Raw genomic sequence first — 14,538 nt, forward strand, 5'->3', positions numbered from 1 at the left:
CGGGGTGCGGGGCGCCGCCCCGGGCTACCCCCCGCCCCCCCGCCCCGGCCCGCCGTACGTCCCGTACCGGACCGGTACGCCCGCCCTACGTACCGGGCCCGGCCCGCTGTCTGTCCCGGGCCCGGACCGGTACGGCGTACGTCCTGTACTGGTACGGCGTACGTCCGCGGCCGGTACGGCGTACGTGACCGTACGGCGCAGGGGGGCCGGGCGTCGCGCGGGCCGGGCGGGAATCCGGGGCCGAGGTCTACGGGGCCACGGCCTACGGGGCCGAGCCCGCCGGGCGGCCGCGCGGACCGGACCGGAGCACCGCGAACGCCTCGTCCACCAGCTCCATCAGATCCCGCTCACGGCCCTCTCCGGCCCAGAGCACCAGCGTCTCCCGCAGGGCGCCCAGCACCGCCGCCGCGAAGATCCGCAGCCCGAAGTCGTCCCGGGGCAGGCCGCTGCGGTCGGCGACGCCGTGCACCAGGACCCGGGAGGTCTCCGCCATGGCCTCCGCCATCCGGGCCCGGACGGCGGGCACCTCCAGCAGCAGCCGGGTGCGCTGGAGGAGCGCCCCGTCCTCGGCGTCGGCGAACGAGGCCATCCCCGCCCGGAACACCGCGAGAAGGGTCTCCCGCGGATCCTCACCGGCCGGCCGCGACCGGAGCTGCTCGGCGGGCGCCGGGTCGAACCCGTCGCTGAGGACGATGTCCTCCTTGGTGGGGAAGTACCGGAAGACGGTCGAGGGGGAGACCTCGGCCAGCTCCGCGATCTGCTCCACCGTCGTGGCGTCCCAGCCCCGCGCGGCGACCAGCCGGTAGGTGGCGGCCCGGATCGCCTGCCGGGTCTTCAGCTTCTTCCGCTCCCGCAGCCCCATCCCCGGCCGTGCCTCCGGGATCCGCGCCTCCGCTGACTCCGCGCCGGGGAGCGGCCGGGCGTCCGTCGGGGTGCGTGCGGTGGCTGTCATGGGGTCATTGTGGTGCATCCGTCCCGACTGCGGCCATGGTGTCCGGCCCCGCCGGGGACGGCCGCCGGGCGGAACCGGGGACCCCGGCGCCGGGCCGGACCCGACCCGACCCCCGAAGCGACGCCCGGAAGCGACGCCCGCAAGCGACGGCCGGACCGGTCCGGCGGCAGGCACCGTGCGGGAGAGCCCCTACGCCTGGTAGGCCACCAGCGAGATGCCCACGTAGTGGACGACGAACGCGGCCAGCGTCAGGGAGTGGAACACCTCGTGGAAGCCGAACCAGCGCGGTGACGGATTGGGCCGCTTGATGCCGTACACCACCCCGCCCACGCTGTAGAGCAGCCCGCCCACGATCACCAGGACCAGTACCGCGATTCCGCCCGTCCGCAGGAAGTCCGGCAGGAAGAAGACCGCGGCCCAGCCCATCGCGATATAGCAGGGCGTGTAGAGCCAGCGCGGCGCGCCCACCCAGAACACCCGGAAGGCGATCCCGGCCGCCGCCGCCGCCCAGACCGCCCACATCAGGGGCCGGGCGGTGGAATCGGGGAGCAGCAGCATCGTCAGCGGGGTATAGGTGCCCGCGATGATCAGGAAGATATTGGCGTGGTCCAGCCGCCGCAGCACGGCCTCGCCCCGCGGCCCCCAGTTGCCCCGGTGGTACAGGGCGCTGACGCCGAAGAGCAGGCAGGCGCTCAGGACATAGACGGCGCAGGCGGCCCGGGCCTTGGGCGAACCCGCGAATGCGGTCAGCACCAGTCCGGCCACCAGCACCGCCGGGAACATGCCCGCGTGCAGCCAGCCGCGCAGCTTCGGCTTGGCCGGTAGTGACGGTATCGAGGCCGCGGTGGTCGCTGAGGTGGCGTCGGGCGTCGCAGGCGTCATAAAGGGATGGTAGCCAGCCCGCCGGGCACCCGGAGAGTCCACCCGCACCGTGACCGCGATGGTGGCACGGTCCGCAAGGAGACCGTGACACGTGGCGATGCTCACGTGAGGCGCCCTCTGGACATATGGGCACCGGCCACGGATCATCAGATGAGTGCGGTCGGCACCGGATGAGCGCAAGCTGCGTCCGGGTCGCAGCCCCCACGGGGCAGACAGGCAAGAAAAACCCTCGACTAGGAGCGATCGTGGCGCGCGACGCTGTGCTCTCCGGGAACGCCCCCCACAGCCCCGGGGCCCTCGGCACCCTCCCCCCTCTCCCCACCAACCACCAGGCCCTGATCGCCTGGGTCGACGAGATCGCGTCGATCACCCAGCCGGACCGGATCGTCTGGTGCGACGGTTCCGAAGCGGAGTACGAGCGCCTGTGCGAGGAGCTCGTCGCCAAGGGCACCTTCACCAGGCTCGACCCCGTCAAGCGCCCGAACTCGTACTACGCGGCCTCCGACCCCACGGATGTCGCCCGGGTCGAGGACCGTACGTTCATCTGCTCCGAGAAGGAGGCGGACGCCGGCCCGACCAACCACTGGAAGGCCCCGGCGGAGATGAAGGAGATCTTCGCCGGCCGGGACGGCATCTTCCGCGGTGCCATGCGCGGCCGCACCATGTACGTGGTCCCCTTCTGCATGGGCCCGCTGGGCTCCCCGCTCTCCGCCATCGGCGTCGAGATCACCGACTCCGCCTATGTCGCGGTCTCCATGCGCACCATGACCCGGATGGGCCAGGACGTCCTGGACGAGCTGGGCTCCGACGGCTTCTTCGTGAAGGCCGTCCACACCCTCGGCGCCCCGCTCGCCGAGGGCCAGGCCGACGTCCCGTGGCCGTGCAGCTCCACCAAGTACATCTCCCACTTCCCCGAGACCCGCGAGATCTGGTCGTACGGCTCCGGCTACGGCGGCAACGCCCTGCTCGGCAAGAAGTGCTACGCCCTGCGGATCGCCTCGGTCATGGCCCGCGACGAGGGCTGGCTCGCCGAGCACATGCTGATCCTCAAGCTCACCCCGCCGCAGGGCGAGTCCTCCCAGTCGCCCAAGTACATCGCGGCCGCCTTCCCCTCCGCCTGCGGCAAGACCAACCTCGCCATGCTGGAGCCCACGATCCCCGGCTGGACCGTGGAGACCATCGGCGACGACATCGCCTGGATGCGGTTCGGCGAGGACGGCAGGCTCTACGCGATCAACCCCGAGGCCGGATTCTTCGGCGTCGCGCCCGGCACCGGCGAGCACACCAACGCCAACGCCATGAAGACGCTCTGGGGCAACGCCGTCTTCACCAATGTCGCCCTCACCGAGGACAACGACATCTGGTGGGAGGGCATGACGGAGGAGACCCCGGACCGGCTCACCGACTGGAAGGGCAACGACTGGACGCCCGCGTCCGGTGCCCCGGCCGCTCACCCCAACGCCCGCTTCACCGTCCCGGCGTCCCAGTGCCCGACCGTCGCGCCCGAGTGGGAGGACCCGAAGGGCGTCCCGATCTCCGCGATCCTGTTCGGCGGCCGCCGCGCCTCCGCCGTACCGCTGGTCACCGAGTCCTTCAGCTGGCAGCACGGTGTCTTCCTGGGCGCCAACGTCGCCTCCGAGAAGACCGCCGCCGCCGAGGGCAAGGTCGGCGAGCTGCGCCGGGACCCCTTCGCCATGCTGCCGTTCTGCGGCTACAACATGGGCGACTACATGGCCCACTGGATCAAGGTCGGCCGGAGTGCCGACCCGGCGAAGCTGCCGAAGATCTACTACGTCAACTGGTTCCGCAAGAACGACCGCGGCGAGTTCGTCTGGCCCGGCTTCGGCGAGAACAGCCGGGTGCTGAAGTGGATCGTGGAGCGCCTCGACGGCAAGGCCGCGGGTGTGAAGACCCCGATCGGGATGCTGCCGGCCCCCGGGTCCCTCGACACCGACGGGCTGGACCTCTCCGAGGAGGAGCTGGCCTTCCTGCTCAGCGTGGACCCGGAGATCTGGCGCGAGGAGGCCGCCCTGGTCCCTGAGCACCTCAACACCTTCGGCGACCACACGCCCAAGGAGCTGTGGGACGAGTACCGCGCCCTGGTGGCCCGGCTGGGCTGACCCCGGGATCCCGGTCCTCCGGACCTCCGATCCCCCGAGACCGGAGCCGGGCGCGCACGAACGCGTCCGGCCCCGCACGCGGCGGGCAGCCGACCACACCGCCCTGACCTGTGGAGTTGTCCTACCGTTCCGTCGCGACCCCGGCCCCCGGCCCCTCATTACGAGGCGCCGGGGGCCGGGTTTTTCCGTATACGACGTGTTTTCGCGCTCTTGGTGTGCTGCGTATGCCGGGTGTGCCGGTCAGGCCGCGGCCAGTTCGGCACCGCCGAGCGCGGCGGCATGGGCGTCCATCCGCCCGGCGGCCAGAACCGCCACCGCCGTATCGGCCCGGGAGGCAGCGACCACCAGGGCGCGCCCGGCCAGGGTGTGCGCCCTGCGGTGCAGCGCCACCGGGTCGGCCCCGCTCAGCCCCGTGTGCCGGGCGGGCGGCGCCCCGCGCAGCCGGGCGACCTGGACCGCTATCCGGTCGGCGGCCGTGTCCAGACCGAGTTCGTCGGTGACCGCCAGCAGTGCGGAGAGATGACCGGCGAGCTGGATGTCCAGCTCCTCCTCGCGGGAGCGGTGGGGGTATCCGGCGGTGTCGGCCATCGAGTGGACAGACCTGGTGCGGATCGGCTCGTACATGAAGATGGCCTCCTGCTCACTGTCAGGAGACCATCCTACCTTGGATTGAGTCTAAAGTTCGTCCCGGTCGGGAACCGGCCCCGGTCCGGCCTCGGCCCAGCCCCGGTCCGGTCCCGGTCCGCCCGGGTCAGTGCTGGCTGTAGCCGTCCAGGAAGTTCCCGATCCGGGTCACCGCGTCCGCCAGGTCCTGGGCCGCGGGCAGGGTCACGATCCGGAAGTGATCCGGCTCCGGCCAGTTGAAGCCCGTCCCGTGGACCACCATGATCTTCTCGGCCCTGAGCAGGTCGAGCACCATCTGCCGGTCGTCCTTGATCTTGTAGACGGTCGGGTCCAGCTTCGGGAAGAGATAGAGCGCGCCCTTCGGCTTCACGCAGGTCACCCCGGGGATCCGGGTCAGCAGGTCGTACGCGACATCGCGCTGCTCCAGGATCCGCCCGCCCGGCAGGACCAGGTCCTCGATGGTCTGCCGGCCGCCGAGCGCGCTGGCCACGGCGTGCTGCGAGGGCATGTTCGCGCAGAGCCGCATATTGGCGAGGATGGTCAGCCCCTCGATATACGAGGAGGCGTGGTGCTTGGGACCGCAGACCGCCAGCCAGCCGGAGCGGTACCCCGCCACCCGGTAGTTCTTGGAGAGCCCGTTGAAGGTGAGGGTCAGCAGATCCGGGGCGATCGCGGCGGTCGGGGTGTGGGTGGCACCGTCGTAGAGGATCTTGTCGTAGATCTCGTCCGAGCAGACGACCAGCTGGTGGCGGCGGGCGATCTCGGTCAGCCCGCGCAGCATCTCGTCGTCGTAGACCGCGCCCGTGGGGTTGTTCGGGTTGATGATCACCAGCGCCTTGGTGCGGTCGGTGATCTTCCGCTCCAGGTCGGCCAGGTCGGGGAGCCAGTCCGACTGCTCGTCGCAGCGGTAGTGCACGGCGGTGCCGCCCGCCAGGGAGACGGAGGCCGTCCACAGCGGATAGTCCGGCGCCGGGACCAGTACCTCGTCCCCGTCGTCGAGCAGGGCCTGCATCGACATCTGGATCAGCTCGGAGACGCCGTTGCCCAGATAGATGTCCTCGACGTCGAGGTCGATGCCCTTGGTCTGGTAGTGCTGCATCACCGCGCGCCGCGCCGAGAGCAGCCCCTTCGCGTCGCCGTAGCCGTGTGCGCCGCCCAGATTCCGGAGGATGTCCTCCAGGATCTCCGGCGGGCACTCGAAGCCGAAGGCCGCGGGGTTGCCGGTGTTCAGCTTGAGGATGCGGTGTCCTGCTGCCTCCAGCCGCATCGCCTCCTCAAGGACCGGACCGCGGATCTCGTAACAGACATTGGCGAGCTTCGTCGACTGGATCACCTGCATACGCGTGAGCTTACGACCGCCGGTCGCCGCTCGCCGAGTGTTTTAGCCCACGTCGCCCCTGCGCGGTAACCGGGTGTACGGATCCGCCGCCCGGCTGCCGCAACCGTTCCGCCGGTGTTTCCACCGGTCCGGAGCGCGTGAAAGGAAAGGCCCCGGGGTGCGGTGAAGCAGCCCGGGGCCCCAGGTCCGGCGGCCGGCGGACCGGCCGTTTTCCCTGCCCTGCTGAACAGTGAGAGATCAGCCGTTCACGCAGGCGTTGCCGAGCGTCGGGTTCAGCAGCGCAATGATGTTGACGGTGTTGCCGCAGACATTGATCGGAACGTGAACCGGAATCTGGATCACATTGCCGGACAGCACGCCGGGGGAGTTGGCGGCGGCGCCGTTCGCGTTGGAGTCCGCGACGGCCGGGGCGGCCGCGCTCAGCGCCAGCAGAACGCCCGCAACGGCGGCAGCGGCCTTCTTGTGCTTCATTTTCGATCCTTTCAGCGGCGGCACTGAACGCAGGCACGACTCTCGTGCGCTGCGCCGACAGTTCTCTGTTCCATGGCGCCCCCGCAGATCTAGTAACGACTGGGTTCCCGCCAGGAAACCTCGCCTATAGCGACCGGGGGAAAAGTCACTCGTATGCGAAGCGGGCCGGGGGAATGCGGCGGAATGCCGGGGAAAAGGGGTGTGCCCCCGGGCGCCGGGCGCTCGGGGGCACACTTCACAGGCGGACGGCTCAGCTGTTGCCGGCGCCGTTGCCCGAGAGGATCGGGATGTTGCTGAGGATGTGCGACAGCGGCTCGTCGCCCTTGGCCTGCGTCGAGTTCTCGGTGCACTGCTGGTTCTGCGGCGCCGAGAGGATCGGCACGTCCTGGACGGCGATCGGGATGACACCGATGAGGGAACCGGCGTTGACCTTCGCGGGCAGGCCGATGCAGGGCTTGTTCAGCGAACCCTGGATGAGGGCCATCTGCGGGCTCATGTCGCCGTGCGTGGCGGAGTTGCCGTAGGTCTGCGAAGCACCGTTGCCGCTGAAGGACGTGGTGCCGTTGTCGTTGCCGATGGCCATGGCCGGAGCGGCCACCGCGGCGCCGGCGCCCACCATCGAAGCGGTGACCGCGGCGGTGGCCAGAATCTTCTTGATCACTTGATGTTCCCTTTTCGCTATGAACGATCGACCGTGGAGCAGACTGATCAACTGCCCTCGATCCGTTTGGTTCCGCGCGTTCACCCGAAAGCCGTAATGCGGCCGGATGGTCGACGCCCGGAATATCGGAGGAGGGACCGCGGACGGTCCCGTCCTCCGATACGGCGGACCGTGACTCGCCCTCGGATGCGCCATGCCAACTGGAAGCACGACTGCCCCACGACGCAATGCGCCGCCGGCTGGAGGCAGGCATCCGGAACGGATCCGATTCCACGGTCCGCGCGCTCATTCAAGCAGCGCCGCCGCCGTTTGCCCAAGGTTCGTTCACCCGTCTGCCGAGTGAATTTCCGCCGGGTGGATTCCTTCGAAATGATGAGGCAATCGGAGCAGGGTTTTCGAGGAATCGATTCTGCAATAGCGGAGGAATTCGCGTGGTCCGGGGCGGGTGCGATGTTCGCCGCGGGAACGGGGAAGCCCCGGCACCGGGCGGGTGCCGGGGCTTCCTGTCGTCCGCTGCAGCGGGTCGCCGGGAGACGACTAGCTGTTGGCGACGCCGTTGCCCGAGAGGACCGGGATGTTGCTGAGGAGGTGCGACAGCGGCTCGTCGCCCTTGGCCTGCGTCGAGTTCTCGGTGCACTGCTGGTTCTGCGGGGCCGACAGGATCGGGATGTCCTGGACGGCGACCGGCACCAGGACGCCCACGAGGGAGCCGGCGTTGGCCTTGACCGGCAGACCGATGCAGGGCTTGTTGAGGGTGCCCTGGACGAGGCCGAGCTGGGGGCTCATGTCGCCGTAGGTCTCGGAGTTGCCGTAGGACTGCGACGAGTTGTTGCCGCTGACCGACGTGGTGCCCTGGTGGTCGCCGATGGCCATAGCCTGCCCGGCGCCCGCGCCCACCACGGAGAGGCCGACCGCCGTGGTCGCCATAACCTTCTTGAGCATGTTCCGTCCTTCTGTCTCGTGGATGCCCACTAGCGGAGCGCCCTGACAACAGAGGCCCGCGAAGTTTGGTTCTCCCGGTTCACCCCAATGGCGCACACCCCCTTGTCGCGGGGGGCGGTGGCGCCCCGTTCGGCGGTCCGGACCGGCCGGGCATTGGGCCGAACGGGGGTCCCCCGACATGTCGCCCGTGTCCCCGCCGGGCGTCGTCCGTTTCGATCTGTGTGAGCCCTTACGCAGGGCAGAACATCGAACAGAAGGTGCTAAATCCCATGAACACTGCCAAGAAGGCCGCCGTGGTGCTCGCCACCGCCGGACTCGCCGCGGGTGCCGCCGCCGGCAACGCGTTCGCCAGCAGCGACGCGAACGGCGCCGCCGCCAACTCCCCGGGTGTCCTGTCGGGCAACGTGGTCCAGGTTCCCGTGCACATCCCGGTCAACGTCTGCGGGAACTCGATCAACGTCATCGGGCTGCTGAACCCGGCCTTCGGCAACACCTGCGCCAACGCCTGACGCCCCGCACGGCGCGTCACGGGTGGTGCCCCCGGCTCCCGGCCGGGGGCACCACCCTTTTCGCTGCCCCGGTAAGCCCCGGTAAGCCCCGGTAAGTTCCAGGGAAGCGCCGGGTGCCGCGTATGCGGGCGCCTGGGCGCAGGGGATACGCGGGCCCGAGCATGCGGAAGGGGTGCGGCCACCGTGGCCGCACCCCTTCCGTACGCCTTCGCCCGGTACGTCCGAAGGCCCGTCAGCCGCCGACGGAGATCCCGCCCAGCATCGGGGTGGCCCCGGCGGCGGTCTGCAGGATGCGCTCGGGCGCCTGCCCCTTGACGCTGTTGAGCTGCATCGCGGTGTCCGCGACGTCCTTCACCACATTGCCGCTGCCGCCGTTGAGCAGCGGCGACTGCTCGACGAGCTGGGTGAGGCCGCCGTTCAGGCTCATGGGCGGCATGGCCGACGGGGCCGCGGTCGCGGCGGACGCCGCCGCACCGACCACGGCGACCGAACCTGCGATGACCGCGGCAACCCTCGACGAATACTTCATCTTTTCGCATCCCTTTCTCCGGCGGCGTTCCTCGCCGCCGTCACCGTGGACAACGACGGGCCCGCCCGGGGGTTATCACCCGGCGCCCGGCAGCGGCGGAAACGCCTTAACGAGCGCCATGCGAAAAAGATGCGCCGACTCACCCGAAAGTTTAGTAAGGGGCCGCCGCGCGTTGCCGTGGCGGTGGCTCAAGGCGCGTCCGGCGTGATTACCGGCGGTTCATCTGTCAAAGTGCACACTCCTGTTCTCATCATTTTGACCGAGTGGGAGAGGCGCCTTATGCCGAAGTCGCCGGGCAGCACCGCCAGGAGAGTCCGGGGTGCCGCGCTCCTGCTGGCTGCGGCCGCCCTGCTCGGGCTCGCCGGCGGCGGCGCCGGGGCCGTCGGGCGGTCCGACCAGCCCGAGTCGCCGAGCCTCCCCTTCGCCCAGCGCTTCCACGCCGTCCAGCACGGCGCGATCACGCGCACCGCCAACGCCGCCATCACCTGCCGCACTCCGGAGACCGCCGGTGCCGTGCCCTGCGCGGCCGTACAGAAGGGCGGCGGCGGTACCAACGGCGACTACGAGATGTTCTACGTCGACGAGGACACCGACCCCAACACGTACAACTCCAGCCGTGCCCGGCTCGATCTCCCGGCCGGTGCCGAGGTGACCTACGCCCGGCTGTACTGGGGCGGCAACCTGCGGGTCGGCGAGCAGAAGCCGCCGAAGGACAACGGCCGGGTGCTGATCGCCGAACCCGGCGGCCGGTACAAGGAGGTGCTCGCCGACACCCGCATGGCCCACCGCGACGCGGACGGCGCCGATGCCTTCCAGGCCTCCGCCGACATCACCCCGCTGGTCCGGCGGAGCCGTTCCGGACTCTGGACCGTCGCCCAGATCAACGTCGCCATGGGGCACACCGCCACCGGCGCCTGGGGCGGCTGGACCCTCGTCGTCGCCTACGAGGACCCCGCCGAGCCGCTGCGCCACCTTGCCCTCTGGGACGGTTTCCAGCACCTGGGCAAGGAGACCCCGGTGTACGAGATCGCCCTCACCGGATTGCGGATCCCCGCCGGGGCCGGCGGGCGGGCGGGTATCGCCGGATACGACGGCGACCGCGGAAACACCGGCGACCGGGGCCGCATCCGTACGGACACCGGAAAGACATTCGATCTCCAGGGGCCCGGAAACCCGGCCGACGACCTGATGAACTCGACCATCACCGGACCTGGAAATCCGCTGGTCCGACAACCTGCCCATAGCAATACCCTCGGATACGACTCCGACGTTTTCGACATCGGCGCCGCACTGGTGTCCGGGGTCACCAGTTTGAGTTTCCGCTTCGAGACCGAAAACCTCGGATACTCCCTCGGCGTTCTCTTCGTGCAGGCAGACACCCGCCGCTGAAATTCCCCGCGCGGCGCTGCTCGCCCCGAGCCTGATCCACCCCACGTACCAAGAGAGCCGCACGTGCCGCAGAGAAACCGGACCGAGCAGAGTCAACTGACGATCTTCCATCTGGTGCAGCCGGTGGAAGGGGGAGTCGCCCGCGTGGTCACCGACCTCGTCCGGGCGCAGATCGCCGAGGGACTGCGGGCCGAGGTCGCCTGCCCGCCCGGCGGCGAACTCGCCGAGCGCGCCGCCGAGGCCGGGGCCCGGGTGCACGCCTGGCACGCCGGCCGCGCCCCCGGGCCGGAGCTGCTGCGCGAGGTGTGGACCGCCGCCCGGCTGATCCGCCGGAGCCGCCCGCACCTCGTGCACGCCCACAGCGCCAAGGCCGGTCTGGTCGCCCGGCTCGCCGTCCGCGGCCGGGTGCCCACCGTCTTCCAGCCGCACGCCTGGTCGTTCGACGCGGTCGAAGGGCGCGCCGCCGAACTCGCCCGGATCTGGGAGCGGTACGGCACCCGCTGGTCCACCCGGACCCTCTGCGTCAGCGAGACCGAGCGGCGCGCGGGCGAGAGCGCCGGGATCGCCGCCCGCTGGGCCGTCATCCGCAACGGCGTCGACCTGGGGCACTTCGAACACCGGGAACACGGCCCCGGGCCGGGCCCCGGCCCCGGCCGGGAGCGCGCCGGACTGCCCGAACTGACCGGGGTGCCCGACGGCGCGCCCGTCGTCCTCTGCGTCGGCAGGCTCTGCCGCCAGAAGGGCCAGGACGTGCTCCTCGCCGCCTGGCCCGCGGTCCGGGCCGCCGTCCCGGACGCCCGTCTGATCCTCGTCGGCGACGGCCCCGACCGGGCCGCGCTCACCCGGCTCGCCCCGCCCGGGGTCCGGTTCGCGGGTGCCATCCACGACATCCGCCCCTGGCTGCGGGCCGCCGACGCGGTCGTCCTCCCGTCCCGCTGGGAAGGCATGGCGCTCGCCCCGCTGGAGGCCATGGCCTGCGGACTGCCGGTCGTCGTCACCGATGTCAGCGGCGCCCGGGAGAGCCTGCCGCCCGGCCACGACACCTACGGCCTCGTCCCCCCGGACGATCCGGCCGCCCTCGCGGCCGCCCTCGGCCGGCTGCTCGCCGACCCGGAACTCCGGGCCCGCCTCGGCCGCGAGGCCCGCACCCATACGCGGGCCACCTGCGACGTACGGCAGACGGCCGCCGCCGTCTCCGGGCTCTACCAGGATCTGCTCAGCTCGCCCCCCAGCCCCCCTCACCAGACGAGAAAGCGCACCAGGCGATGACGACGGAGAGCGCCCCCGCACCCCACCACCACCGCGCCGTCGCCGCGCCCTCGGCGCTCACGGCCCTGCACCCGCCGCGCCGGGCCGCCCGCCACCGCCACCGCGCGGCCCGCGGGGCCGTCCGGCGCGGCACCGGCGCCCGGTACGGGCCCGCGGCCGGACTGCTCACCGCCGACGCCCTGGCGCTCGGGCTGACCGCCGCCCTGCTGCCGCCCCTGCCGTGGCCCGCCGCGGTGCTCGCCGCCGCCGTACTCCTCCAGCCCGCGGTCCACGCCTGCCGCGGCCTCTACCGGCCCCGGCTCTCCCCCTCCGCGCTCGCCGAACTGCCCGCCCTGGCCGGGCTCGCGCTCCTCCAGTGGCTGCTGCTCGGCGAGGCGGCCGCCGCCTACGATCCCGCCCTCGCCGCCGGCCCGGCGGTCCTCGTGCTCGCCGCCGCCGTACAGACCGGGCTCTGTACCGCCGCCCGCGCCCTGCTGTACGCCGCCCGCCGCGCGCACGGCGCCCGCCGCCCCCGCTCCGTCCTCGTCGTCGGCACCGGACCGCTGGCCCCGCGGGTCACCGCCGCCCTCGCCGACCACCCCGGCTACGGCATGCGGCCCGTCGGCCTGGTCGGCACCGAGCCCGCCGGGCCGCCCTGCGCCCTGCCGCTGCTCACCACCGCCGAGGACGTCGGCCGGGCCGTCGTCCAGAACGCCGTACGCCATGCCGTCTTCACCGAACAGCCCGGCGCCGACCACGAGTCCGCGGCCCTCGTCGCGCTCTTCGCCGAACACGGCGTACGCCAGTGGCTCGTCGACGGCGGCGCCACCACCGGCAACCGCTGGTACCGCGCCGCGAGCGCCGACCACCTCTGGGGCTTCGCCGTCCAGCCGCTGCACGGCGGGCTGCACCGGCCGGTCGCCCGCGCCGTCAAACGGACCATCGACACCGCCCTCGCCGGGCTCGCCCTGCTGGCCGCCGCGCCCGTCCTGGCCGGCTGCGCCCTCGCCGTACGGCTCTCCGACGGCCCCGGGGTGATCTTCCGTCAGGAGCGCGTCGGGCTCGACGGCCGCCCCTTCACCCTGCTGAAGTTCCGCACCCTCGCCCCCGCCGACGACCACGAGTCCGCCACCCGCTGGAACATCGCCTACGACCACCGGATGAGCGCCACCGGCAGCCTGCTGCGCCGCACCTCCCTCGACGAACTGCCCCAGCTGTGGAACGTCGTCCGCGGCGATATGAGCCTCGTCGGGCCGCGGCCCGAACGCCCCTACTACGTCGGCCGGTTCAGCCACACCCATCCCGGCTACGCGGCCCGCCACCGGATGCCCGTCGGTATCACCGGGCTCGCCCAGGTCAACGGATTGCGCGGCGACACCTCCATCGAGGAGCGGGCCCGCTTCGACAACCACTACATCGAGACCTGGTCGCCCTGGCAGGACCTCTGCATCATGGCGCGCACCGCCGTCTCCCTCTTCCGGCTCGGAGGCAGCTGACGATGGCCGTGCCCTGGACCGCGCCACGGCCGCACCCGTTCGGCGCCCGGGTCCCGAGGCCCATCCCGTGGGAGCTGCTCCCGCTGGTCGTGACGGTGCTGCTGCTCGCCGTACCGCTGCCCGAAGGGACCTCCGGAGGCGGCGGGCTCGGACCCGCCGACCTGGCGTCCGGGGTGCTCGTCCTGTGCTGTCTGGCCCGGGTGCTGCGGACCCGCGAACGGCCCCTGAGCCGTACCGCGGCGCTCGTCGTGGGCGCGCCCGCGGTCGCCATCGCGGTGGCCACCGTCACCGCCGCCGACCCGCTGGCCGCGGTGCCCGGCTTCGTCCGCTACCTCCAGGTCTTCGTGCTCGTCCCGGCCGCCGTGGTGCTGCTGGTCCGCGACGCCCGCGACTTCCGGGCCGTCACCGGCGCGCTGGTCGTGCTGGCGCTGGTCCAGGGCGCGATCGGGGTGCACCAGTACGCCACCGGCACCGGCGCCTCCTATATGGGCGAGGACATCCGGGCGGTCGGCACCTTCGGCCCCACCGACGTCATGGGCATGGCCACGGTCGTCGCCTACGGGATGCTGGCCTCCGCCGCCCTCGCCCTGCGGACCCCGAAGGGCGCCCCGGTCCCGCTGCGGCCCGCCGCGGCCGGGGCCGCCGTACTCCTCGTCGTCCCCCTCGGGCTCTCCTTCAGCCGCGGCGCGTGGATCGCCACCGCCGTCGCGGCGCTGGCGATGCTGCTTCTCGCCGGGGTCCGCAGGGCGCTCGCGGTGCTGGCCGTCGCGGTCGCCGCGACCGTGGTGCTGGTCGGCGGCTTCGGGGTCGGCTCCGCGATGATCGGGGCCAGGATCAGCAGCATCACCCAGGTCACCGACGCCCCCGACCGCTCGGTCACCGACCGGTACACCATGTGGGCGGCCGCCGGGAGCATGTGGCGGGAGCACCCGGTGACCGGTGTCGGCCTCAAGGGCTTTCCCGAGCACCGCGACTCCCACGCCGGTATCGGCCTCTCGGCCGCGAGCGACACCGCGGGCGCGGGCCGGGAGTTCCTGCGCCAGCCGCTGCTGTCGCCGCACAACATGTATCTGCTGATCCTCAGCGAACAGGGGCTGATCGGCGCGGTCGCCTTCGCCGGAAGCTGGGCCGCCCTGCTGGTCGGCGGCGTACGGCGGCTGATCGCCCGGCGCGGCGCGCTGGACTGCGGGCTCGCCGCGGTGGCGCTGACGCTCTGGCAGACGGTGGACTTCCTCTACGCGGACATCGGCGGCCCGTCGACCGTACTGACCGGGGTGGTGTTCGGCCTCGCGGCCCGTTGGGCACTGGCTCCGCTGGGCGAGCCGGAGCCGCGGTCCGTGCCGTCGGCACGGTCCGGCCGGGTCCCTGGGGGCCGG

At 72.0% G+C, this 14,538-nt stretch carries 13 protein-coding genes and 1 pseudogene; 6 read left to right on the forward strand and 8 right to left on the reverse strand.

Annotated elements, in window-relative coordinates; translation table 11 throughout:
• Positions 1-262 precede the first annotated feature (262 nt).
• Entirely contained in the window at positions 263-952 is a 690-nt protein-coding gene (locus tag ACWDR0_RS21425) for a TetR/AcrR family transcriptional regulator (RefSeq protein WP_456353315.1), read from the reverse strand.
• Positions 953-1,141: 189 nt separating this feature from the next.
• Complete coding sequence (gene trhA / locus ACWDR0_RS21430) at positions 1,142-1,834, reverse strand: PAQR family membrane homeostasis protein TrhA (RefSeq protein ID WP_456353316.1); 693 nt, start codon at positions 1,832-1,834, stop codon at positions 1,142-1,144.
• A gap of 260 nt (positions 1,835-2,094) precedes the next feature.
• Here trhA and ACWDR0_RS21435 point away from each other — a divergent pair, with 260 nt between their 5' ends.
• Positions 2,095-3,954 (forward strand): phosphoenolpyruvate carboxykinase (GTP), encoded by a 1,860-nt coding sequence (locus tag ACWDR0_RS21435; RefSeq protein ID WP_456353373.1) that lies wholly within the window; start codon positions 2,095-2,097, stop codon positions 3,952-3,954.
• Between the two features lie 240 nt (positions 3,955-4,194).
• Here the strand turns inward: ACWDR0_RS21435 and ACWDR0_RS21440 are convergent, their stop codons facing one another.
• The 5 genes from ACWDR0_RS21440 to ACWDR0_RS21460 all read right to left on the reverse strand — a co-directional run bounded on the left by ACWDR0_RS21440 (position 4,195) and on the right by ACWDR0_RS21460 (position 7,991).
• Positions 4,195-4,578 (reverse strand): SCO4983 family protein, encoded by a 384-nt coding sequence (locus ACWDR0_RS21440; protein ID WP_456353317.1) that lies wholly within the window; start codon positions 4,576-4,578, stop codon positions 4,195-4,197.
• Between the two features lie 127 nt (positions 4,579-4,705).
• Positions 4,706-5,917, reverse strand: a complete 1,212-nt coding sequence (locus ACWDR0_RS21445) for a pyridoxal phosphate-dependent aminotransferase (RefSeq protein WP_456353318.1) — start codon at positions 5,915-5,917, stop codon at positions 4,706-4,708.
• Between the two features lie 237 nt (positions 5,918-6,154).
• A complete protein-coding gene (locus tag ACWDR0_RS21450; RefSeq protein ID WP_456353319.1) occupies positions 6,155-6,388 on the reverse strand; it encodes a chaplin in 234 nt (77 codons plus the stop codon).
• Positions 6,389-6,638: 250 nt separating this feature from the next.
• Positions 6,639-7,049 carry a rodlin gene (locus ACWDR0_RS21455; protein ID WP_456353320.1) on the reverse strand — a complete coding sequence of 137 codons (411 nt, stop codon included), beginning with the start codon at positions 7,047-7,049 and terminating at the stop codon, positions 6,639-6,641.
• Positions 7,050-7,586: 537 nt separating this feature from the next.
• Entirely contained in the window at positions 7,587-7,991 is a 405-nt protein-coding gene (locus ACWDR0_RS21460) for a rodlin (protein ID WP_456353321.1), read from the reverse strand.
• 269 nt (positions 7,992-8,260) lie between these two features.
• Here ACWDR0_RS21460 and ACWDR0_RS21465 point away from each other — a divergent pair, with 269 nt between their 5' ends.
• Complete coding sequence (locus ACWDR0_RS21465; protein ID WP_456353322.1) at positions 8,261-8,500, forward strand: chaplin; 240 nt, start codon at positions 8,261-8,263, stop codon at positions 8,498-8,500.
• 232 nt (positions 8,501-8,732) lie between these two features.
• Here ACWDR0_RS21465 and ACWDR0_RS21470 read toward each other — a convergent pair whose 3' ends face one another.
• The gene (locus tag ACWDR0_RS21470) at positions 8,733-9,029 is read right to left on the reverse strand and encodes a hypothetical protein (protein WP_456353323.1); all 297 of its coding nucleotides are present in this window, start codon (positions 9,027-9,029) and stop codon (positions 8,733-8,735) included.
• Positions 9,030-9,308: 279 nt separating this feature from the next.
• Here ACWDR0_RS21470 and ACWDR0_RS21475 point away from each other — a divergent pair, with 279 nt between their 5' ends.
• The 4 genes and pseudogenes from ACWDR0_RS21475 to ACWDR0_RS21490 form a co-directional block, all read left to right on the forward strand.
• Positions 9,309-10,418, forward strand: coding sequence for a DUF3344 domain-containing protein (locus tag ACWDR0_RS21475; protein WP_456353324.1), 1,110 nt, complete (start codon positions 9,309-9,311; stop codon positions 10,416-10,418).
• A gap of 63 nt (positions 10,419-10,481) precedes the next feature.
• Complete coding sequence (locus ACWDR0_RS21480) at positions 10,482-11,687, forward strand: glycosyltransferase family 4 protein (protein ID WP_456353325.1); 1,206 nt, start codon at positions 10,482-10,484, stop codon at positions 11,685-11,687.
• The gene (locus ACWDR0_RS21485; protein ID WP_456353326.1) at positions 11,684-13,162 is read left to right on the forward strand and encodes an exopolysaccharide biosynthesis polyprenyl glycosylphosphotransferase; all 1,479 of its coding nucleotides are present in this window, start codon (positions 11,684-11,686) and stop codon (positions 13,160-13,162) included. The genes ACWDR0_RS21480 and ACWDR0_RS21485 overlap by 4 nt, the downstream gene beginning before the upstream one ends.
• 2 nt (positions 13,163-13,164) lie before the next feature.
• Positions 13,165-14,472 (forward strand): annotated as a pseudogene (locus ACWDR0_RS21490) (O-antigen ligase family protein); the annotation flags it as partial.
• Positions 14,473-14,538 lie beyond the last annotated feature (66 nt).

Source organism: Streptomyces sp. NPDC003691 (genome assembly GCF_053981115.1).